Source organism: Gemmatimonadota bacterium (assembly GCA_016713785.1).
In the GTDB taxonomy this organism is placed as follows: Bacteria; Gemmatimonadota; Gemmatimonadetes; order Gemmatimonadales; family GWC2-71-9; genus JADJOM01.
Map to the genome: position 1 here is coordinate 330,368 of JADJOM010000001.1, position 22,347 is coordinate 352,714.

The window sequence follows — 22,347 nt, forward strand, 5'->3', positions numbered from 1 at the left end:
ACGATGTCGGCACGGGTGCACAACTACTCCACGACGCTGCCTCGCAGCGGTCCCGGCGTCCGCCCGACGCTGGGGTCGGCGGTGAGCGTGGTGCTGCACGTGACGATCATCGCGCTGGCGCTCTATGGCGGGTCGCGGGCGGACCGGAAGGGCCCGCTGGAGGATCGCGGCCAGGCATCGGTGCGCCCGGTCCAGCTCGACTTCGCGCCGCCGCGACCCACCCCGACTCCCCGGGTGGAGGCCCCGCCGATCGAGCCCAACGCGCCGCTCGAGCCACTGGCGCCGCTGACCCCCGGCCCGGACGAGACGGCAGGTTCGACCGCGCGGGTCTCCCCGACGCCCGAGCCGGAGCCGAACGCGCCGCCGGAGGCGACGCGGTCCGAGGCCACCCGCCCCGATCCCGGCAACGAGGACGCCGTCACCGATGGCCCCGCGGCGCCGAGCCCGGAAGCCACCACACCCTCGATGCTCGGGACCAACGCGCCGACCGCCATGGAGACGGAGGCCCGCCGGATCTTCGGGCGGCCGTCCAGCCGCCTCGGTCCACTGACGGGGAGCCGCGAGAACCGGCCGTGGGAAACCGCCGAGGCCAGTGACAGCCGCGGCTGCGACCTCCCCGAGGAGGAACAGACCGACAGCACCATCCCCAGGGGCATGGCGGTGATCGCGGGGCGCATCTACCACCAGGACACGGGCCAGCCGCTGCCGGGCGCGCGGCTGCAGATCCTCGGCACCCCCTACGGCACCTTCGCCAACGACCGGGGCGAGTACCGGCTGATGTTCGACCGGACCCTGGTGAACCGCTGCCGGACCCAGTCGGTGCGGGTGTCGGCGCCCGGGTACCGGGGCCGGGACGTGCTGCTCTACCTCGGCGAACGGGCGAACGGGGATGTGCCGTTGAGTCGGTTCTAGGCGACTGGCTCGGCTCGGCCGGGATGCGACACGGGGTGGGTCCGGTGACGGACCCACCCCGTGTCGTTGCCTGGGGCCCCGCGCCGGCTAGTTCGGCGCGTGGGTCGAGGCCACCCCGTAGTTCCGGTTGAAGCCGATGGCGGGGCCGTCGACATTGAAGCCGTACTCGTTCCTGGTCTTGGAGACCCATTGCCGGATGGAGCCCGGGAAGGGCTGCTGCCGCGCATTCCTGCCGAAGGGGTCGCTGTACCAGACTTCGGGGCCGTCCTCGTTGTCGACATCGTTGTTGTTCACGTCGATGAAGCGCCGCACGCCGTTGAACTTCGAGCGCGAGTCGTCGAAGGCGAGCCCGGTCAGGGTGCCGTCGTTGGTGGACTGGGCACACAGGTCATTGTTGAGGTCGCGCGCCGGGTTGAGCGCGTCGCACTCGGCGATGGGGCGGCCGGTGACATTCGGCGCGGCCGGATCGTAGAACCGGCTGGGGAAGAAGACCTGGAAGTACGGGTTGAAATGGGCGATGGTGTGCCCGTTCTCGGTACGCACGGTGTTCGAGGTCTGCCAGCTCTCGTGCAGGGCGCCGTTGTAGTCGGCGCGCTGGCCGGCGCCCACGTAGAGGTTCTGGTCCACGCAGGTCCGGTCGGGGATGACACGCTGGCCGCCGCCGTTGGGGGAGTTGGCCGGCACCGGCGGCCCGACGTCCACCCGCTGCCCGTCGCAGGTGCGGGTGAAGCCGCCCGCCTCGCCGATCGCCGACATCAGCGTGACGTGCATCTCGGTGCCGTCGCTGCACTGCAGGTGATAGGCGATCTCGTGCAGGTTGTTGGTGAAGGCGTCCTTCGAGTGCGTGCCCTGGTGCAGCTTGGCGAGCACGTCGCACTTGACGCTGAAGAGCGCGCCCGTCAGCCCGTCCTTGCGGACGAACTCCACGTCGTTCTCCCAGTCGACCTTGTGCCCGAAGTGGTCCTCGCGCCGCACGCCCTGCGGGTCCCAGGTCTCCAGCGCCTCGTTGGCCAGCCCGAAGGGGATCGGCCCCACGCGGCTGAAGAGGTTGGAGCCACGGGGATCGCGGCCGTGCTCGTGCCCGAAGGTGCAGCCGCTGGCGGGGTCGACGGGCGGGTGCCAGGTGTTGTAGCGCTTGCCGTCGGGGCCGACGACCGAGAAGCGGTCGTGGACCTCCTGGGTACAGGTGTCCCCCGTGCCCGGCACCCAGATGCCGTACTGGACGGCCGTGCCGGTCTCCTCGACCGGGGGGATGCCGGTGTAGGCCCCGTCGCCGCAGGCGGCGAGCAGGAGCGTGGGCGGGAGGAGGGTCCCGGCCACGAGACGATGCAACGTGAGGAGTCGAGCGCGCATGCCAGCCTCCGAAGGGGAAGAGGCGATCGGTGACAAAGGAAGTGGCGGTCGGTGCTAGTGCAGCGTGAGGCCCACACCCAGCTGGAACAGGCTGGTGTTGGCCGACAGTCCGGAGACGGTGTCGTTGAAGCGGAGGTCGGCCCCGGTGGTGCCCATGAAGTTGGCGAAGGGGACGATGGACATCCCCTTGCCGACCAGCACCTCGTAGCCGACCCCGACCTGGGCGGCGAGCGCCTGGGTAGAGGCCTTGTCGTCGCTGTCCTTGGCGGAGTACTGCGCCAGGCCCAGCCCGGTCTTGAGGAAGAAGCCGTTGTCCTTCATGGGGTAGAGCACCACCACGGCCTGGACCGAACCGAGCAGGTAGTCCACCGGCCCGTCGCTGTGGTACCACAGCAGGGTCTCGGCGCCCACCAGCACCTGCCGGGTCACGGTGGCGCCGACCCGGAGGTAGCCGGCGGCACCGCCGTCGCGCCCGGCGCGACAGATCGAGCAGGAGAGCCGGGCCGAGCCCATGCCGAGGCCGCCGCCGAACCACACGCCCTTGTGGTCGGCGACCCGCTGGCCGGCGAGCGGGGTGACGGCGAGACAGGCGACGGACGCGAACAGCGCCGCGCGGCGGATCCAGCGCATGGCAACTCCCGGCAGACGGATGTGGTGCGAAATGGGACTTCGAGTGGAGGGAAAGGTGCTACCCGGCGGGGGAAAGGGCGGTGACTGGGGGCACAGGTGGGGTGTGAGGGGGGTGGCTCAGCGGGGGGGCGGGGGGACGTGGGTCACACCCGGGGGGATGGGGCCGGGGAAGACCAGCTCCCAGCCGGGATGCAGGACACGGCCGGACGGTGGGCCCTGACGCAGGAGGGCGAAGGCGCCGTTGGCCGCGGCGAGGTCCACGACGTACCCGAGGTCGATCAACGAGGCCGCCGTCAGCAGGCTGAGTGGGTCGGTTCCCCCGTCGATGTACGGGGTCATCAGCTCCTTGTCGAAGGTCGTCTCCTCCCAGTGGCTATCCCGGCTGCCGGGAGGCGAGATGCTGCCTTCCACGGGGACCGGGACGATCGGCGTCCCGACGGCCCCGGCGATGGCCCAGTACCCGAGCCGCCCGAACGTGCCGGTGTACCGGGGGGCGGGGCTGCCGGCCCCGACCAGCAGGCCGCGCGCCTGCCAGATCGCGCCGATGCCGACGGCGTGCCCGATCTCGTGCAGGACGATGTCGGGGACCAGGCTGCCAAAGACCTGCAGGTCGGCCTGGTCGAGGATGATGGCGGCGACCGACGGCAGGGAAGTCCCGGTCCGCTGGGCACAGATGCCCGTCCCGCCGAGGATGCCGCCCGCACCGTCAATCGGGGCCACCCAGGCAAAGAGGAGCAGGTCGTCCACCGTGCCGGAGAACGCCGGCTGCCCCGTGAAGCAGCTGTTCGCGGCCAGCGTCACGGTCTCGTCCGGGATATCGCCGACGATGAGCGCCTGCCAGCGCGCGGTGCCTGCGTCGAAGGCGGCCTGCACGGTCCCGCTCAGCGGCGTCACGGCGTTGAGGGTGACCTGGTACCCCGAGGTATCGGGGACACCGGTGGCGGTGAACTGCGCGGGGAAGCCGGGGAGCGCCGGGTGGACCGCCGTGAGTGTATTGGTGCCGCTGCCGAGGATCCACCCGGTGAGGCGGGCCACGCCGCCGGTGTCGGTGATGGCGATGGAGGAGGTGAGGCTGCCACCACCGCTGGTAATGGTGTACTGAACCGTGTCCCCGCCGATGCCGAAGCCGAGGCTGTCGGTGAGGCGCGCCGCCAGCGGCATCGGGGAGGGCGCGCCCACCCGCACGGTCTGGAAGGACCCGCCGGTGGCCGTGAGCGCGGCGGGGGGCGGCTGGACACCGGTGGCGTCGAGGTCGATGGAGAGCGTCGGGACATCGTAGACAACCGCGCGGATCCGCTGCAGCCCGCGCACCGGTCCCAGGGTCCACTGCCCGGGGCTGGCGCGTCCGTTCAGGTCGGTACCGGCGAACGACTGCTCGATGGTACCGCCGCCGACCACGACGGAGAACTCGAGCAGTACGCCGGGAATGGGATTGGCGTAGGCATCCAGCACGGTGAAGAGCGGCTGGGTGGGGAGCGCCCGGCGGACGGCACCCACCTGCCCGGCCCCACGCGCGACCGTGAGGCTGTCGGGCGGCCCCGGGAGTCCCTGCGTGAGGAATCGCAGGCTGTCGACCGGAAAGAGGGGCGTCCGCGCCACGAGCTCGTTGGCGCCGGCCACCGTGCCGAGCACCCACACCGCCACGGCCGTGCCGAGGGTGTCGCTGAGCGAGTCGGCCTGGGTGAGGCGACCGCCTCCCGTGCGGACCGTCCAGGTGACCGGCTGGGCGGGCACGCCATTGCCGAAGCGGTCGGTGACGCGGACGGCAGGGAGCACCCCCGGCGTGGCATTCACCGGGCCCACCACAGGGGCATGGAGGATGGCCCAGCCGGTGGGCGGGCCGGGCTGGAGCAGCGCCACGAAGGGTACGCTGTCGCCGGCCAGTCCAAGCGCCCGGGGCACCAGCTCGCTACCCGCCAGCCGCACGGTGCCGACGGTCCATCCGGGAGCGCTGGCCTCACCGAGCGCGTCGGTGCGGACTTCCGCGGGGCCGGTGTAGGTGCCGGTCCCCGGCCCGGCGACGAAGCGCACGGGGACGCCCGCCACGGGGGTGCCTGCCGAGTCGGTCACCCGCACCATCGGGGTCACCGGCGGCGCCGTGCCGACCTCCACCGCCTGGCTGTCCCCCGCCACCCGGAGGAGCAGCCGGCCGCCGTGGGCCCGGACCGGCAGGACGACGCTTGCCGTGCCGGCGGAGGCCGTGAGCGTCTGGACGCCGGCGGCGGGACCGAGGTGCCACAGCCCCGGCGTGGCGCGCCCCGACAGGTCAGTCGTGGTCACCGCCGAATCCACCGCGCCGGCGGCCGGCGTGAAGCTGACGGGTACCCCCGGGGCCCGGTTGCCGTAGGCATCCAGCACCTCGAACGCCAGGCCGGAGAGCGCATACGACGTCGGGGCGACCAGGGTGTCGGTGGCCGGCGGGACCGGCGCGATGGCGTCGGGGGGGCCGGGGAGCGCCGTGGCGGGGACGTAGCCGAGGATCGCCCCGGAGGGTTGCAGGGAGACCGCGAGGCTCACGGTCCCCGCCTGGGTACCGACGGTCCACCCGCCCACCGTGGCCCGGCCCAGCGCGTCGGTGACCTGGCTGCCCCCGGACACGCTGCCGGCGGCCGCGGAGGCCGGGGAGAACAGGATCGGCACGCCACTCACGGGATTGCCGAACTGATCGCGGACCTGGACTGTGGGCGGGACCGGCACCGCCGTGGCCACGGGCACGGCCTGCTGGTCCCCGTTCACCACGGCGACCCCCGCCGGCGGACCGGTGCGGACGCGCACCAGGACCGTCTCGGCGATGAACGGCGCCGCGGCGGTGCGGGCCTCGGCCCCCTGGAGCCCGACAAGGCCGCCCGCGAGCCACTGGCCGCAGGTGACATTGCCGCTGGCCGCCTGCGTGGTGGCCTGGGGGCTCGACACCGTGCCTCCACCCGTCAGGACCCGGCAGGTGACCGGGAAGTCCCCGACCCCATTGCCATCCGCATCGGTCAGGCGGAAGAAGAAGTTGGCTGAGGCGATGCCGCCGGCCGGCACCTCGCCAAGCGTATCACCGACCATGCTGACGAGGAGGGCAGGGTTGCCGGCGTTGATGAGGATGGCGGCGCTGGTGTCGGGGCGTACCCCGGGGGCCGCGAAGACCAGGCGGACCGCGCTGCCGCGCCCCTGCAGCGAGAGCCCGGTGAACTGCACCCGTCCGCCCGCGTCCGTGCCCACGGTCGTGGGCCCCGCCAGCTGGGCCGTCGCGGCGACCACGGAGGCGGTCACCTCGATCCCCGCCACCGACGCCGCCCGCCCGCTGGCGTCGAACAGCTGCACCGAGGGCTGTCGCGGGAAGTCGGCCCGGTTGCGGGTGCTGGGCGAGGGCTCCGTCAGGATGCGCAGCTCGACCGGCGTTCCGCCGGACGGCCCGGTGGAATCCCCGCCCCCACCGCACGCGGGGCCGAGGAGCAGCAGCACCAGGGGGACAATACGAAGGCGGGGCGCCATCGTCAGGATTTACGTGGCGCCCCGCCCCCTGTCCAGACCCGCCGCGGGCCTACTGCCGCCGAATGATCCGGAGCACCCGGCCCTGGGAGTCGACCTGGACCATGGGACTGCGCAGGATGTCATTGCGCAGGTCGATCCGCTTCTCCGCCCCCGCCCGGACCGTGGGCTGGGTACCGAGGCTGAAGACATCGGCCGCGCCGGCGTTCACGGTGTAGCCGAGGTCGGCGAGCGACTGGATCGAGGTGAGACTGAGCGGCCGGGCGTTGCCGGAGATGTAGCCGGTCATGACCTCGCTCTGGAAGACGCATTCTTCCCAGTGCGAAAGCGCCGTCCCCGCGCCGCCGGTGGCCTGCAGCGGCACGGCTGAGCGGGGGACCGCCGCGCCACAGGCCGCGGGCGAGACGGACCCGGCCCCGCCCTCGGTGAGGTAGGCGGCGTTGGCGTTGCTCCCCAGGTAGAACGGATTGCCACCGGTCAGGGTATTGGTCAGGCCATGCGGCGGCTGGTCCCACAGGGTGCCGTACCCGAGCACGTGCCCCATCTCGTGCAGCGCGACGTCGGCCAGGTCGCCACCCGCCTCGAGGTTGGCCAGGTCCGCGGTATCGAACTTCATGTAGCCCACGATGGTGAGCGCGTTCTGCGCCTGGCTGCGGATGTAGCAGGGACCGGCCGCGCCGAGGATGTTGCCCACCCCATCGATGGGCACCAGGTCGGCGAAGATCACCACATCATCCACCGTGCCGGCCACGCTCAGCGGGGTGCCGCCGGAGCACTGGGTGTCGTTCTGCAGGGTGATGGGAATGTTAGGCAGGTCGCCGGTGATCACCTGCTCCCAGCGCGCCTTGGCCGCGGTGAAGGCGGCCTGCTGGTTGGCGGTGCCGCTGCCCAGGAAGCGCAGGTCGATCGTGAAGTTGGAGACGACGGCCGCGCCGGTGGCGTTGAAGGTCAGCGGACTGCCGGTCAGGCCGGCCGCGCTGGCGGTCATGGTGTTGGTGCCGGCCGCGGTATCCAGCGTCCAGCTGCCAACGATGGCCAGGCCGTCGGTGGCGGAGTTCTGGGTGAGGCCGGTGGCCGAGCCGTTGCCGACCGTGATGGCGAAGGTGACCGCGACGCCGGCGACGGCGTTGCTGTCGAGGTCGGTGACCTTGACCGCGGGCCGGGTGGCAACCGGCTGGCCCTTGAGCGAGGTCTGGTTCTGATTGCTGTTGGGCAGCAGGCGCGCGGCGGTCCCGGCGGTCAGGGTGATGTCCCCTGACGTGATCCCGACCAGGGCGCCGGAGGTGAACTCCAGCTGCCGGTCGCCCACGTGGCCGGTGATGGTGAGGCTGCTGAAGGTGGCCTGGCCGCTCACATCGGTCGCGACGACCGTGGTGCCACTCAGCGCCCCCCCGCCCTGGAGGGCGGCGGTGATGCTGATCCCGGCGGTGTCGACTGGATCACCATTGATGTCGACCACCTGGACTACGACGCTGCCACCGATGGCGGCCCGGTTGGTGGCGCCGACGGGCGGTTGGGTCAGGATATCGATGGCGGCCGCGACGCCGGGCTCTAGGCCGTTGCCACCCTTGTCGCTGCTGCTGCAGGCGACGACGAGGCTCCCGCCGATCGCCAGAAGGAGCGGAAACTGCCAGAACGTTGACCGCGCGCGGCGCGCCGCGCCGGTCAGCATCGGGTTGGTATCCATGTGCCGGGCCTGCAGTTAGAGGGATGTTCCTGACTATCGGCAGACTCGCCGCCGGGCGCAAGGGGGCAAGCCCCGGGCCACCGTGTTGACAAGCCCCCGGTAGACGGACAGACTCCCCCGACCCCGCACATCATCGCCCCCGACCCGCGAAGGTGCTCCGTGAAGTACCCCGATGTCCGGCACTACCTCGGCGGCCAGTTCACGCCCGGGGGCCCCCGCCTGCAGGACGTCCACAACCCCGCCGACGGCAGCGTCCTGGCCCGGGTGCCCCTCGGGGACCGGAGCACGGTGGAGGCGGCGGTGCAGGCCGCCCGCGCGGCGTTCCCCGGCTGGTCGCGCACCCCGATCAAGGAACGGGTGCAGGTGTTCTTCCGCTACAAGGCCCTGCTGGAGCGGCACCTGCGGGAGCTGTCCGCGCTCATCACCGAGGAGCACGGCAAGATCGCCGGCGAGGCCGATGCCGAGATCCTCAAGGCCGTCGAGCTCACCGAGTTCGCCTGCTCGCTGCCGCAACTGGTGGCGGGTGAGGTGCTCGAGGTGAGCCGCGGCGTCGAGTGCCGGCTGGAGCGCTACCCGCTCGGCGTGGTGGCCGCGGTCAACCCGTTCAACTTCCCCGCGATGGTGCCGCACTGGACGATCCCTAACGCCATCGCGCTGGGGAACACGTTCATCATGAAGCCCTCCGAGGTGGTGCCGCTCTCGGCGGCGCGGATCGCGGAGCTGCTCAAGGAGGCGGGGCTGCCGGACGGGGTGTTCAACATCGTCCACGGCGACCGGGAGGTGGTGGAAGCGCTGTGCGACCACCCCGCGGTCGAGGCGGTGACCTTCGTGGGCTCCACCAGGGTGGCCCAGGCCGTCTATCGTCGCGCCACCGGCAACCTCAAGCGGGCGCTCTGCCTGGGCGGGGCCAAGAACCACGTGATCGTCATGCCCGACGCCGACCCCGAGATGGCCGCGGGCGGGGTGCTCGCCGCGATGGCGGGGTGCACCGGGCAGCGCTGCATGGCGGCCTCGGTGATGGTCGCGGTCTCGGCCACCGATCACATCGTCCAGCAGCTCGCCGCGCAGGCCCGCACGATGGTCACGGGCCGCGACGTCGGTCCGGTGATCACCGCGGCGGCCAAGGCACGGATCGAGGGCTACATCACCGAGGCGGAGCAGCAGGGCGCCACGGTGCTGGTCGATGGACGCGGCGCCACCGTGCCGGGCAAGGCGGGCGGCTGGTACGTGGGGCCGACGGTGATCGACCACGTGCGGCCGGAGATGAAGATCGCGCAGGAGGAGGTGTTCGGGCCGGTGCTCGCGATCGTGCGGACCCCCGACCTGGACCAGGCGCTGGCGGTGGAGAACGCCTCGCCGTACGGCAACGCCTGTTCCATCTTCACCGAGTCCGGGGGCGCGGCGCGGGCCGCCATGGAGCGGGCCAGCGCCGGGATGGTCGGCGTGAACGTCGGGGTGCCGGTCCCGCGCGAGCCGTTCGGCTTCGGCGGGTGGAACGACTCCCGCTTCGGGGTGGGCGACATCACCGGCAAGAGCAGCCTCGAGTTCTGGACCAAGACCAAGAAGATCACCACCAAGTGGAACCGGGAAGCCGGCACCAACTGGATGAGCCGGTAGCACGACGGACGGGTGAGCGGGGATCTCACCGGCATGTAGTGGGGGCCATCCCTGGAGGACCCCCGGCAGGCGTCACGGAAGCAGAGAGGACACCACATGACCGCCACGGCACCCGCCCGCCCGGCCATGCCCCCGTGCGACCACCGCCCCCGGCCCTATACCGGGCCGAGCCGGGCCGAGGTGCTCGCCCTGCGGCAGCAGTACACGAACCCCGCGATCTTCACGCTCTACAGGGAGCCGCTGATGATCGTCGAGGGGCACATGCAGTACCTCTTCGACGAGACCGGCCGGCGGTACCTGGACCTCTTCGCCGGCATCGTCACGGTGTCGGTGGGGCACTGCCACCCGAAGGTGACGCGGGCCATGCAGGAGCAGCTCGCCACGCTGGCCCACACCACCACGATCTACCTGCACCCCAACTTTGCCCGGATGGCGGCGAAGCTGGCGTCGAAGATGCCCCCGGGGCTCGACGTCACCTACTTCACCAACAGCGGCAGCGAGGCCAACGACCTGGCCATCCTGCTGGCGCGCGCCTACACCGGCCACAACGACGTGATCGCGGTGCGCAACAGCTATCACGGCGGCTCGCCGGCGAGCATGCCGCTCACCAGCCACCATACCTGGAAGTTCCCCCAGCAGCTCAACAGCGGGGTGCACCACGCCATCTGCCCCGACCCATACCGGAGCCCGTTCACCGGCACGCCCGAGGAGATCGCCAGCAAGAGCGTGCAGGACATCCGGGAGCTGGTGCGCTATTCCACCCCGGGCCGCATCGCGGCATTCATCGCCGAGCCGATCCAGGGCGTGGGCGGGGCCACCCACGGCGCGTCCAACTACCTGCCCGAGGCCTACGCCGCGGCGCGGGCGGCGGGCGGCGTGTGCATCGCCGACGAGGTGCAGACCGGGTTCGGCCGGACGGGGGAGCACTACTGGGGCTTCCAGAACTTCGGGGTGGTGCCCGACATCGTGACCATGGCCAAGGGCATCGGCAACGGCGCACCGCTCGCGGCGGTGACCACCCGGCGCGAGATCGCGGAGAAGCTCACCCAGCGGATCCACTTCAACACCTTCGGCGGCAACCCGGTGAGCATGGCCGCCGGCCTGGCGGTGCTCGACGCGATCGACGAGGATGGCCTGCAGCAGAACGCGAAGGCCGTCGGGGGCCGGCTGCGCGCGGGCCTGCTCGAGCTGCAGCGGCGCCACGCGCTCATCGGCGACGTGCGCGGCCTGGGCCTGATGATCGGCGTGGAGCTGGTCCGCGACCGGACCACGAAGGAGCCGGCGCGGGAGGAGGCGCTCGCCGTGATGGAGCACCTGCGCGAGCTCGGCATCCTGATCGGCAAGGGCGGACTGGACGGCAACACCCTGCGCATCAAGCCGCCGATGTGCCTCACCGCGGCCGACGTGGACTTCGCGCTCGACGCGCTCGACCTCGCCCTGGGGAAGGTCCGCGCGGGCTGAGGTGCCGTGGGGAACGGGACGCGGTAGACGGGAAACGGGCAACGGCATGAGTGCCGTTTCCCGTTTCTCACTTCCCGCGGCCACGCGGCGGCCTCGACGTCAGCTCGAGAAGCCGAGTCCCATCCGCTCGAGGAGCCGCAGCATCAAGTTTGGCGGCTCACCGGCATCCACCCGGCGGAGCGCCCCGGTCACGGCGCGCACCGCGAGCCCGCGCAGGGGTTCCGGGGGGTACGGGAACGGCGGCTTGGTGACCAGCGAGAGGCCGAGCAGGTCGGAGGCACGATCGAGCGCGAGGTGCGCCAGGATGCGGCCGGCGAGGCGGGTGCTGCCGAGACCATGCCCGGTGAAGCCGAGCCCGTAGCAGGCCCGGCCGCCCAGCGCGCGCCCGAAGAAGGGGGTGAGCCGGGTGGTGGAGCAGATGGCCCCGCCCCACTCGTACTCCCACCGCAGGTCGGCCAGCGCGGGGAAGTGGCGCCGCCAGCTGTGCCGGAGCGACTCGTAGTGTGCCGGGGAGTGGTCGCACGAGGGGTCCACCCGGTTGCCGCTGTAGTACGTGGCCTCGCTGGTGCCCCAGAGTACCCGCCCGTCGGCGGTGGGCCGGTAGTAATTGAAGAAGGTGCGGCCATCGGTCACCCCCTGACGGTGGCGCCAGCCCAGGGTCTCCCACTGCGCCGGGGAGAGCGGCTCGCTCACCATGATGTAGTCATAGAGCGGGATGAACCGGTGGGTGAGGCCGGGCAGCAGGTGATGGCTGTACGCGCTGGTGGCGAGCACCGCCCGGCGGGCCCGGAGCACGGTACCGTTGGCACGGAGGGCCACGCCCGCCCCGGCCTCCGCCAGTGACTCCACGGTGGTCCGCTCGTAGACGCGCACGCCCGCCCGTTCCGCCTCGCGCCGCAGGCCGTCGGTGAAGCGCGCCGGATCGAGGATCCCGCCCCCCGCCACCGCCACCCCGCCCAGGTACAGCGGCGAATGCACCTCCCCCTGCACCGCCTCACGGGAGAGCAGCCGGAAGGTGCGGATGCCCAGCCGCTCCGCCAGCTCCACGCTGCGCCCGGCCTCCTCGAGGTGGGCCTCGGTGAGCGCCACCATCAGCCGGCCGCTGGGCTCCCAGTCGCAGGCGATGCCGCGGTCCCGGATGAAGGCCACCAGCTCGGCCGCGTTCTGCTCGCCCAGGGTCGCCAGCCGCGTGGCTTCCACCGGCCCGAAATGCTGGAGGGCGAGGCCATGGCTGTGGTCCACGGTCTCGGAGAGCATGCCGGCATTGCGCCCGCTCGCGCCGTAGGCGGCGATGCCCTGCTCCACCACGGCCACGTCGCGGCCGGGGTCGAGCTCCTTGAGGAACAGCGCCGTCCACAGCCCGGTGAGCCCGGCGCCGACCACGACGATGTCGTGCTCGGCGGGGGCGGCGAGCGGCGCCGGCTCCCGGGCGGGGAGCCGCGCCAGCCAGTAGCAGGCCTGTTCGATGGGGCGCATCGGCGGCCGGCTCAGAACCCGCGGAAGGCCGTCAGGCTGATGCTGCGCGGCGGTCCCGGCGTCCGCTCCTGCACGTCGGTGTACTCGTGCTGGAACAGATTGCCCACCTTGAGCTGCAGGCCGGTGCCGAGCACCCGGTAGCCCAGCCGCAGGTCCACCACCACGATGTCCTTGCGCGGATCGAGCGGATAGACGAGCACCTCCTCCGGCCGCGAGCGGTAGCGCACGTCGATGCCGAGGAGGCCGCCGAGCAGGCCCGCGGTGCCGGTGACGGTGTGGCGCGAGCGGTAGGGCAGCTCGGTGCCGCGGGCGAGGTCCTCGGTGCCCAGCAGGAGGTAGCTCGCCTGGAAGTCGAGCAGGCGGTCCACCACGCGCACCCGGACCCCGGCGTCGAGCCCGCGGACCCGGGCGCGCTCGATGTTCTGGAACTGGAACACGAACAGCTGGCCCGAGGGGCCCGGGGCGATCAGGCGGCGGTACTCGCTCTGGAACACCGAGGCGTCGAACCAGACCCGGCCGCGGGTGCCGGTGACGCCGACCTCCCCGGTCCAGGCGCGCTCGCCCCTGAGGCCGGGATTCGGCACCACGCGGAAGCCGAACTGGGTGGTGTTCACGAACTGCTCGATGGCGCTCGGCGCACGGTAGCCACGGCCCACCGAGGTGCGCAGGTGGAGCTGCTCCGCCACGCGCCACGTGAGGCCGAGCTTGGGCAAGAGCGTGACTTCGCCCTCGCCGCCGGTGGCGCGGTGGTAGTCGAGCCGCCCGCCCGCCACGAGCTTGAGGCGCGGCGCGAGGCGGACGTCGTACTGACCGAAGAGGCCGGCGTCGGCGAGGTCGCGCCCGCCCAGGAAGTTGGAGGTGACGCGGGTGAAGCCGCCGTCGGCGCCGAGCGTGGCCACCTGGCCGTCGTGGGGAGTGACGGCCAGCTGCACGGTGCCGCCGGCCTTCAGGGCACGATGGTAGTCCGCGTTGGCGCGGAAGTCGTTGGTGAGGCTGTTGTAGTTGAGGTAGGGGCTCACCCGCAGCAGCGTCCGGCTCCGCACCAGCGGGGTGACGCTGAACCCGCTCAGGAACTTCCAGGTCTGCTCGTTGTCGCCGCGGCTGGCGGTGTCCACCTCGAAGGGGCGGTCGGCGGCGCGCCAGGTGAAGAACGAGTAGTCCACCGTGCGGACGAGCATGGCGTAGCCGTCCCACGGGTGGGCCACCCCGGGACGGGAGGCGAGCTTGGCGCGGAAGAGCCAGCGGCGGCTGGCGTCGTTGTCAGTGAAGCCGTCGGTCGTCTCTCGCGCCGCGTACAGCCGGACCCCCACGCCGCCCAGCTGGCGGGAGTGCTGGAGGCCGACGCCCTGGGCGGTGAGCCGCTCGTCGGTGAACCGGTAGCGGCCGGGCACCTGCCAGAGCCCGAGATGGGCGCGGACCACGGTCTCCTGGCGCTCGCTGACCGGGCTGGTGATGAGGTTCACCACGCCGCCGAGGGCGTTGCTGCCGTACAGCGCGGAGTAGGCGCCCTTCACCACCTCCACCCGCTCCACGTCGAGCAGCGGGATCGCCTCGAAGTCGATCTCGCCGCCGTCGCCGGTGAGCACCGGGTGGCCGTCGAGCAGCATCAGGACCCGGCTGCCGACGCCGTTGGCGATGCCGGTGGATCCGCGGATGGCCACGTCGCTGTTGTTGAAGGTGACGCCGGGGACGAAGGGCAGCACCTCGTCGATCGTGGTGACGTTGCGCTGCGCCAGCTCCCGCGCGCCCACCACCGATACGCTGGCCGGCGACTCGCCCTGGGCTTCCTCGCCCCGGCTGGCGGTGACCACGATGCCCGGCAGCTCGATGGTGGCCTGGGCCAGCGCCACGGTCACCTCGGTCCGGCCCGCCGGCACCGCCCGGACCGTCACCTGCACGGTCCCGTAGCCGATGGCGGCGACCGTCAGGACCTGGGGGCCGCTCGGCACGGGGAAGAGGCGGAACTCGCCCCGGACCCCGGTGGTGGCCCGGAGCATCGTGCCGCGGAGGAGCACGGTCGCCGCTTCGATGGGCTGCCCGGTGGCCGAATCGGTCACCCGGCCGGTGAGCAGCGCGGCATCCTCCTGAGCGGCGAGCCGGCCCGCCGCGAGGAGCAGCAGGCCGGCCAGGTGCAGCGAATGGCGGCGGAGGACTGCCAGGCGCATTACGGGCGGGTGACGGCCACCGAGACCTGCTGGCCCTGGGCGATCAGGTTGGCGTAGAGGGTGTCCTCGACCACGTCGGAGCTGCGGAGGGTGTAGGAGCCGGTCGCCTGCCCGATGAGCGGGGCGTCGGTGTCGACCGTGATCTTCCTGGCCGTGAGGGTGTAGGTGCCGGCGCCGCCGAAAGACCCCTGGCCCGGCACGTCGAGCGCGATGTCGATCGAGTCGGCCGTGAAGACGAAGGTCCCCGTGGCGCCCGGCACGTTGGTCCCCACGATGTTCAGGTTGACCATCGTCCAGGTGCCGGTGAGGTCGGGAGCCGGGCCACTCGGGCCGCCGCTGTCGCCGCCGCACGCGGCGAGGGTACCGCCGGCGAGCAGCGCGGCGAGCAGCGTGAATCCGACGCGACGAAGGCGCATGAGTTCTCCGAAGGGGGCGGGTGGATGTCGGGAGCGGCCCGGCGCGGGCCGGTCGCGGCTAGTGCATGATCATGATGTGGGCCCACGGCTTCCCGGGGTACATCAGCCAGGGCAGGCCGTTGCCGGGCCGGGTGGGGAGGCCGGTGGTCTCGCTGGTGGCGTACGGGGTGTAGACCACCTCGAGTCGGGAGGTCCCGCGGGCGAGGCCCGTGGCCTGGTCCACGCTGTCGGCCGGCGCGTAGAGGTTGAACAGGGCACGCGGGCCGTCCGGCATCTTGAGGATGCCGGCGTCGACCTCCGCCTGCCGCGCGCTGTCGATCTGCGCGTGGGAGAGGCCCAGGTCGCGCAGCTCGCGGCCGCGCCGCATGAAGGGCTCGAGGTCCTGGTGATAGCAGGAGGTCTGCCACCGCTCCACGCTCGGGTCGTCGGCCAGGCAGATGATGCCGTTGGTGCCCTGCCGCAGAATGTCCATCCGGTGGTAGTTGCGGTAGCCGAGGACGGTGGCGGCGGCGCGGAGCCCCTCGGGCGCCGCGCTCACGGCGCCGGCGATCTGGGCCTCCGCGCTGGGCACCTGGGCCCGTACGCCACTCGTCAGCAGCGAGCCGGTGAGGCCCGCCAGCAGAAAGGTGCGACTGATCATGGAAACTCCCCCGCGCCGGGAAGGTGACAGACTGGATGGATGCGGGGGTAAGTAGCGCGGGAAACGGGCGCGGGGCAAGACCCGCGGCGGAGGCCTACCCCGCCGCGTGTCGCTCGGCCTCGAGCAGCCCCGCCTTTCGCGGCAAGCCCCAGCGATACCCGCCCAGCGAACCGTCACGGCGGATCACCCGGTGGCAAGGGACCACCACCGCCACGCGGTTGGCGGCGCAGGCACTCGCCACGGCGCGGACCGCGCGGGGCCGCCCCACGCTCCGGGCCAGCTCGGTGTACGTCCGGGTCTCACCCGCGGGGATCGCCGTGAGGGCCTGCCACACCTTCCATTGGAAGGCCGTGCCCTGGAGGTCGAGCGGGATGGCCCCGGGCCCACCGGGCCGCCGCACCTCCGCGGCCACCCGGCGCACCAGCCCCCGCAGCCACGCGTCGCCGGCGTCCACGCGCGTGATGCCCGCCGCCGGGAACTGGGCGTGGAGGTCGCGCGCCAGGCCGGCATCGCGGTCGCCCAGCAGCACCGCGGCCACGCCGCGATCGGTGGCGGCCACCAGCAGGCGCCCGTGCGGCGACGCCACGATCGAATAGCGGATCTGCATGCCCCTGCCTCCCTGTTTGAACCGGCCGGGCGTCATGCCCAGCAGGCGATGCGATGCCTCGTACACCCGACTGCCCGACCCGAATCCCGCCTCGAAGACCGCGCGGCTCACCGTGCCCCCCTGCCGCAGCCCGGTCCGCAGCCGCTCGGCCCGGCGGGCCGCAGCATACTCCCGGGGGGAGACCCCGATCACCCGCTTGAAGCTCCGCTGCAGGTGACCGGCGCTCAGTCCCGCCGCCCGCGCGAGTTCGGCGAGGCTGACCCGCGTGTCGGGATGGGCGTCGAGGTGGGCCCGCGCCCGCGCCACCGCGCGCTCGGTGGAGGTGACGGCATCCTGGTCGGGATGGCAGCGCCGGCAGGCGCGGAAGCCCGCGGCCACCGCCGCGGCCGGCGTGGCGAAGAACGTGACGTTGTCCCGCCGGGGCCGGCGCGAGGGGCAGGAAGGGCGGCAGTAGATCCCCGTGCTGCGGACGGCGTAGACAAAGCGTCCGTCGGCGGCGCGGTCGCGGGCTTCCACCGCGTGCCAGGCCTGCGTGTCTCCGGGGCGTCGTTCCGTGGGCATGGGCAACAGGATAAGCCCCGGGCGAACCCGGGGCTATCCGGATGTTGCGGTGGAACTCGGCCGCGGGTCAGCCCTCGGACGCCACGGCGGCCAGGGGCTGCCAGTCCTCCGAGCCGGCCCGCGCCACGAGGACATCGGCCTCGAGCTCACCGCGCTGGATCAGTTCCCGGACCGTGGGCAACGGCACCGGCCCGCGGGGGACGCCACCCCTGGGGAGGTAGAAGTAGGTGACGGCGGTCCGCTCGGTGACCTTGGCCGCGAGCAGCTTCCCCGCCTGCCCCGCCCCGCCGGCGATCAGCTTGCCGGCCTGCCCGGCCTGGCCGGCGATGCTCCGGGTGGCGTCCGCGAGGTGGCCGCCCGCGGAGGCGAGCAGCTGCTTGAGCCGCTCCCCGTCATCGGTCTGGAACGACTTGAGCGCGGTGGCGTCCACGTTGCCGGAGATGTCGAACTCGAGGTATGGCGCCTTGGAGAAGCCGAGGAACGGCGCCACCAGCACCGTGGGGAACGCCAGGTAGGCGTTGTTGTAGTGCTTGACGGTGGCATTGAAGGCGGAGCGCGCCTGCTGGATGTCCAGCTCGCAGTGCTGGATGCTGTCCACCAGCCGGTGGTACTGCTCGTTGGCCTTGAACTCCGGGGCGCGGTCCGCGGCGGCCAGGAGCGTGGAGAGCATCTGCCCCGACTGGGCGTACGCCACGGCGATGGCGGTGGCGTTGTTGTCCTGGGCCAGCTTCATGTGGGTGAACTGCTCGCTCGCCTGGAAGCTCTTGACGATGTCGCCGAGCTGGTTGACCAGGTTGAGCTTCTTGCTGACCGCCACCTGCACGTTGGAGGTGGCCTCGCGCACCTCCTGGGCCTGCTTCTGCAGCTTGTTGTAGGTCCACGCCGCGAAGGCCACCAGCGGCAGGGCAATCCACAAGACCAGCGAAAAGAGTCCGGTGATGACGTCCCACATGGCAGACACTCCAGGCGTGAGGGCGAAGGGGCGACCGGCCGGTCAGGGCCGGCCGATATCGAAGGTGACGTTGGAGAGTGTGAGCGGCGTGGTGGCGGCCGTGGCCGGCGATGGCACCAGCGTGGCCGAAAGGGTTCCCTGGATCCGGGTGGCCGTGAGGCTGGTGATCTCGAGGGTGCCGGTATTGCCCGTCCCTCCGCCCCAGCAGCAGTTGACCGGCCCGTTGGGGTTGGTCCACGGGCCGCTCATCACCACCACGGGATCCCCGGGCGCGCTGCCGAGCGGGTAGGTACCCACGCCGGCGAACGACGTCTTGGCGATGGAGATGGAGTAGGCGGTGTTGCTGCCGCCGACGACCAGCGTGCCGCTCTGCAGCTGCATGACCACCGTGGCGGCGTGCCACGCCGCGCCGCCCACGGTGCCGTCCAGCCGGCTGCCGTAGTTGTCCGGCAGGGTGGCGAGGGTCCCGCCCAGCAGCAGGTCGAACTGGCCGTTGGTCACCACCCGCTGCCCCAGCGCCGCGCCGAGCAGGGAGTCGGCGGTGAAGGCGAAGGTGCCGACGATGTGCCCGGCAGTCAGCGTGGTGATGGTGACCGTCCCGGCCGCGCCCGAGAGAGGCGTGCTCCAGCCGCGCGGCAGGAGGTCGGTGACCTGCGCGTATCCGCCGACGTTGGTGCCCCCCATGCCCAGCCGGTAGGTCCCCACGGAATCGACGTTGTAGAGCACGATCTGGATCGTGGTGCCGTTCTGCGACCCCTGGATCAGGATGACACCGAAGGTCCCGACCTGGGCATCCTCGGAGACGGTTGCGCTGGTCCAAGGCACCCCGTCGATGACGGCGGAGATCCCGCCGGAGCCCCCGCCCCCACCCCCACCGCCGCCGCCGCCGCCGCCGCCGCCGGGACCGGTCGATCCACCACTCCCGCCACAACCAGCCACCGCCGCGAAACCGGCCAGCGTGCCCGCGGCCCATCGGATCCAGCGCATGAGGGACTCCAGGAAGGGTTCCTCCCGCCATGCGCAGTCCGGGCGCCAGAACCGTCATCCGCGATGTAACGAAGCGGCGACTGGCCCAATCGGGATTCCGGGGTAGGTTGGGGGCACGGGAACCCGTTCATGACTACCGATCCACTACCGGACAGCGACCGGGAGGTCGTTGACCGGCTGTTCGCCGCGGCCTACGAAGAGCTGCGGCGCCTTGCCACGGCGGTGCGCCGGGGCGAGTCCTCGCATACCCTGACGCCCACCGCGCTGGTGAACGAGGCATGGCTCAAGCTCTCGGCCTCCCCGGCGGTGGGCCGGCTCTCGCGCCCCGAGTTCAAGCGGGTGGCGGCGCGGGCGATGCGGCAGGTGCTGGTCGAGGCGGCGCGCCGGCGCACCGCGGACAAGCGCGGGGGCGGGATCCCGGACGTGACCTTCGACGAGGCGCTGGCCCATCCCGCCGCCTCGGGGGAGGACATGCTGCAGCTGCACGAGGCGCTGGAGACCCTGGCCACGATCAGCCCGCGCCAGGCGGCCATGGTGGAGGGTCGCTTCTTCGGCGGGCTCGAGATCCCGGAGATCGCCGAGTGGCTCGGCGTCTCCGAGGCCACGGTGCTGCGGGACTGGCGCGCGGCGCGCGCCTGGCTGGCCCACGCCCTCCGCGCGCAGGGGTGAGGCCGCGATGAACCGGGCACGCTGGGACCGGGTCCAGGCGCTGTTCCACGAGGCGCTGCCGCTGCCCGACGGGGAGCGGCGGGCCTTCCTCGAGGACGCCGCGGAGGGAGACGAGGCGCTGGTCGGCGACGTGCTGGGGATGCTGGCGCAGGACGCGCGGGGCGACTCGATCCTGGACCGTGGCGTGGGCCCCGCGGCGGAAGCCGTCATCGGCCGGCTGGACGAGGCGATGCTGGGCCGCCAGCTGTTCGGGCCCTACCGGCTGCTGCGGATCCTGGGCGAGGGGGGAATGGGCGTGGTGTACCTCGCCGATCGCGCCGACCTCGGCAGCCAGGCCGCCATCAAGATCCTCCCCGACGCCTGGCTCTCCCCGGGCCGCCGCGAGCGGTTCCTGGCCGAGCAGCGCACCCTGGCGCAGCTCAACGATCCCGGCATCGCCAGGCTCTACGATGCCGACACCCTGCCCGACGGGACGCCGTGGTTCGCGATGGAGTTCGTGGACGGCGAGCCGCTCACCGCCTGGTGCCGCAGCCACCAGTGCGGCATCCGGGAGCGGCTGGCGCTGTTCCGGACGGTGTGTGAGGCGGTCCGGCATGCCCACCAGCACGCGGTGATTCACCGCGACCTCAAGCCCTCCAACATCATGGTGCGCGCCGACGGCGTGGTGAAGCTGCTCGACTTCGGCATCGCCAAGCAGCTGGAGGCGGTGGACCTCCCGGCCGACCAGACCCGCACCGGGCTGCGCGCGCTCACCCCCGCCTACGCGGCCCCCGAGCAGCTCCGCGGGGGCCGGGTCGGGGTGCACTCCGACGTCTACTCGCTCGGGGTGGTGCTCTACGAGCTGCTCGCGGGCCGCCTGCCCCACGACCTCAGCGGCCGCTCCCCGGACGAGGCGGCGGCCATCATCGCCGCGCAGGAGCCGCCGCGACCCTCGGTGGCGGCCCGGGAGACGGCGGCGCGGGCCGGGGACCTCTGGTCGGCGCTGGGCGCCGGGGCCTGGGCCGACCTCGACGTGCTCTGCCTCACCGCCATGCGCGCCGACCCCGCGCGGCGCTATCGCACGGTGGATGCACTGCTGGCCGAAGTGGACCGGTTCCTCGACGGCCGCCCGCTCGAGGCCCGGCCCGACACCGTCGGCTACCGGCTGGGGAAGTTCGTCCGCCGGCATGCCGCGGCCGTCGGTTCCGGGGTCACGATCGCGCTGCTGGTGATCGGCCTGGTGGCCTTCTACACCCTGCGGCTGGCACGCGCGCGGAACGCCGCCCTCGCCGAGGCGGCGCGTACCGATCAGATCCAGCGCTTCATGCTGAACCTCTTCCAGGGCGGCGAGGAGGACGTGGCGCCGGCGGACAGTCTGCGCGTGGTGACCCTGCTCGAGGGCGGCGTGCAGCAGGCGGGCACCCTCGACCGCGAACCGGAGGTACAGGAGGAGCTCTACCTCACGCTTGGCTCGGTCTTCCAGCGGCTCGGCAAGCTGGACCGGGCAGACTCGCTCATCGCGAAGGCGCGGGCGCAGCGCGCCGCGCGCCTGGGCCCGGAGGACCCGGCGCTGGCCCGCGTCGATGTGGCGCTGGGCCGCCTCCGGCTCGACCAGGCCCGGTTCGAGGACGCGGAAGCCCTGGTCCGGCGTGGACTGGCCAGCGCCCGCGCGTCGCTCCCGGCCGACCACCCCACGGTCGTGGACGCCACCGTCACCCTGGGCCAGGTCCTCCAGAAGCGCGGCCGCTACGACGAGGCCATCGGGATCCTCGGCGAGGTGGTGCGACGCGACTCCACCGCCGGGGACGCCGCGCCCGACCGCGCGGCGCACCTGCGGGAGCTGGCCAACGCCCACTTCTACGCCGGCCACTACCCGGCCGCCGATTCGCTCGGCCGCCGGGTGCTGGCGCTGCACGAGCAGCGCTACGGCCGCCGGCATCCCGAGGTGGCGACGGACCTCGCGAGCCTGGGGGAGATCGAGGTGATGCTGGGACGCTATGCCGCCGCCGAGAGCTCGTACGCCCAGGCGCTGGCCATCACCGAGGGGTGGTATGGCGAGGATCACCCGGAGGTGGCCGCCAACCTCACGCGCCTGGGCCGCGCCCTCACCTATGAGCGGAAGCTCCCCGAGGCCAATGCGGCCCTCGAGCGGGCCTTCGCGATTCAGGAGCGGGTGTTCGGGCCGGTGCACCCGCAGGTGGCGGAGGCGCTCAACGAGCTCGGCAACGCGGCCTGGACCGCGGGGGAGCTCGACCTGGCGGAGGCGCGGTTCCGCCGGGTGGTGGCGATCTACCGCCAGGTGTTCGGCACGCAGCACCAGTTCGTCGCGGTGGCGATGTCCAACCTGGCCAGCGTGCTGTCGGAGAAGAAGGACTATCACACGGCGGAGGACCTGTTCCGGCAGGCCATCGCGATCTACGACGCGGTCCTCTCGCCCGGGCACGTCAACGCCGGGATCGGCCACATCAAGCTGGGCCGCACGCTGCTGCGGCAGCGGCGATTCCGCGAGGCCACCGTCGAGACCCGGGCGGGCTATGACATCCTGGTCCGCCAGACCGACCCCGCGACCTCCTTCCTCCGCGCCGCCCGCAAGGACCTCGCGGCCGCCTTCGACTCGCTCGGCGAGCCGGCCCAGGCGGCGCGCTTCCACGCCGAGCTGGCGGATACCATTCCCCCGGCCACTGCGGTGGCGCGGCCAGCCACCTAGCGGAGGCGGTCCAGGGAACCAATTGCGGGCGCATGACGTCTCCGGAGGAGC

At 72.5% G+C, this 22,347-nt stretch carries 16 protein-coding genes; 5 read left to right on the forward strand and 11 right to left on the reverse strand.

Going from position 1 to position 22,347, the window contains the following annotated elements; all coding sequences use genetic code 11:
- The first annotated feature begins 3 nt into the window (after positions 1-3).
- The gene (locus IPJ95_01435) at positions 4-912 is read left to right on the forward strand and encodes a hypothetical protein (GenBank protein ID MBK7922279.1); all 909 of its coding nucleotides are present in this window, start codon (positions 4-6) and stop codon (positions 910-912) included.
- A gap of 87 nt (positions 913-999) precedes the next feature.
- Here IPJ95_01435 and IPJ95_01440 read toward each other — a convergent pair whose 3' ends face one another.
- From IPJ95_01440 to IPJ95_01455, 4 genes are all read right to left on the reverse strand, one after another.
- Positions 1,000-2,265 carry a hypothetical protein gene (locus tag IPJ95_01440; GenBank protein ID MBK7922280.1) on the reverse strand — a complete coding sequence of 422 codons (1,266 nt, stop codon included), beginning with the start codon at positions 2,263-2,265 and terminating at the stop codon, positions 1,000-1,002.
- A gap of 54 nt (positions 2,266-2,319) precedes the next feature.
- Positions 2,320-2,895, reverse strand: coding sequence for a hypothetical protein (locus IPJ95_01445; protein MBK7922281.1), 576 nt, complete (start codon positions 2,893-2,895; stop codon positions 2,320-2,322).
- Between the two features lie 117 nt (positions 2,896-3,012).
- Positions 3,013-6,375, reverse strand: a complete 3,363-nt coding sequence (locus IPJ95_01450) for a hypothetical protein (GenBank protein MBK7922282.1) — start codon at positions 6,373-6,375, stop codon at positions 3,013-3,015.
- Positions 6,376-6,424: 49 nt separating this feature from the next.
- Positions 6,425-8,059 carry a hypothetical protein gene (locus IPJ95_01455; protein MBK7922283.1) on the reverse strand — a complete coding sequence of 545 codons (1,635 nt, stop codon included), beginning with the start codon at positions 8,057-8,059 and terminating at the stop codon, positions 6,425-6,427.
- Positions 8,060-8,218: 159 nt separating this feature from the next.
- On the opposite strand from IPJ95_01455, the gene mmsA reads away from it, so the two are divergent.
- Together mmsA and IPJ95_01465 are read left to right on the forward strand one after the other, a co-directional pair.
- On the forward strand, positions 8,219-9,676 hold the full coding sequence (gene mmsA, locus IPJ95_01460; protein ID MBK7922284.1) for a CoA-acylating methylmalonate-semialdehyde dehydrogenase: 1,458 nt from the start codon (positions 8,219-8,221) through the stop codon (positions 9,674-9,676).
- 96 nt (positions 9,677-9,772) lie between these two features.
- Positions 9,773-11,137, forward strand: coding sequence for an aspartate aminotransferase family protein (locus tag IPJ95_01465; GenBank protein ID MBK7922285.1), 1,365 nt, complete (start codon positions 9,773-9,775; stop codon positions 11,135-11,137).
- Between the two features lie 99 nt (positions 11,138-11,236).
- Here the strand turns inward: IPJ95_01465 and IPJ95_01470 are convergent, their stop codons facing one another.
- The 7 genes from IPJ95_01470 to IPJ95_01500 all read right to left on the reverse strand — a co-directional run bounded on the left by IPJ95_01470 (position 11,237) and on the right by IPJ95_01500 (position 18,941).
- Positions 11,237-12,613 (reverse strand): FAD-dependent oxidoreductase, encoded by a 1,377-nt coding sequence (locus tag IPJ95_01470; protein ID MBK7922286.1) that lies wholly within the window; start codon positions 12,611-12,613, stop codon positions 11,237-11,239.
- 11 nt (positions 12,614-12,624) lie between these two features.
- Positions 12,625-14,778, reverse strand: coding sequence for a TonB-dependent receptor (locus IPJ95_01475; GenBank protein MBK7922287.1), 2,154 nt, complete (start codon positions 14,776-14,778; stop codon positions 12,625-12,627).
- A complete protein-coding gene (locus tag IPJ95_01480) occupies positions 14,778-15,194 on the reverse strand; it encodes a hypothetical protein (protein MBK7922288.1) in 417 nt (138 codons plus the stop codon). The genes IPJ95_01475 and IPJ95_01480 overlap by 1 nt, the downstream gene beginning before the upstream one ends.
- Before the next feature lie 58 nt (positions 15,195-15,252).
- Positions 15,253-15,792: a hypothetical protein gene (locus IPJ95_01485; protein MBK7922289.1), complete on the reverse strand. Its 540-nt coding sequence runs from the start codon at positions 15,790-15,792 to the stop codon at positions 15,253-15,255.
- A gap of 136 nt (positions 15,793-15,928) precedes the next feature.
- Positions 15,929-17,002: a bifunctional DNA-binding transcriptional regulator/O6-methylguanine-DNA methyltransferase Ada gene (gene ada, locus IPJ95_01490; protein ID MBK7922290.1), complete on the reverse strand. Its 1,074-nt coding sequence runs from the start codon at positions 17,000-17,002 to the stop codon at positions 15,929-15,931.
- Positions 17,003-17,069: 67 nt separating this feature from the next.
- Positions 17,070-17,954: a LemA family protein gene (locus tag IPJ95_01495; protein ID MBK7922291.1), complete on the reverse strand. Its 885-nt coding sequence runs from the start codon at positions 17,952-17,954 to the stop codon at positions 17,070-17,072.
- A gap of 42 nt (positions 17,955-17,996) precedes the next feature.
- On the reverse strand, positions 17,997-18,941 hold the full coding sequence (locus IPJ95_01500; GenBank protein ID MBK7922292.1) for a hypothetical protein: 945 nt from the start codon (positions 18,939-18,941) through the stop codon (positions 17,997-17,999).
- 129 nt (positions 18,942-19,070) lie between these two features.
- On the opposite strand from IPJ95_01500, the gene IPJ95_01505 reads away from it, so the two are divergent.
- Both IPJ95_01505 and IPJ95_01510 read left to right on the forward strand, forming a co-directional pair.
- Entirely contained in the window at positions 19,071-19,610 is a 540-nt protein-coding gene (locus tag IPJ95_01505) for a sigma-70 family RNA polymerase sigma factor (protein ID MBK7922293.1), read from the forward strand.
- A gap of 7 nt (positions 19,611-19,617) precedes the next feature.
- The gene (locus IPJ95_01510; GenBank protein ID MBK7922294.1) at positions 19,618-22,296 is read left to right on the forward strand and encodes a tetratricopeptide repeat protein; all 2,679 of its coding nucleotides are present in this window, start codon (positions 19,618-19,620) and stop codon (positions 22,294-22,296) included.
- The last annotated feature ends 51 nt before the right edge of the window (positions 22,297-22,347 follow it).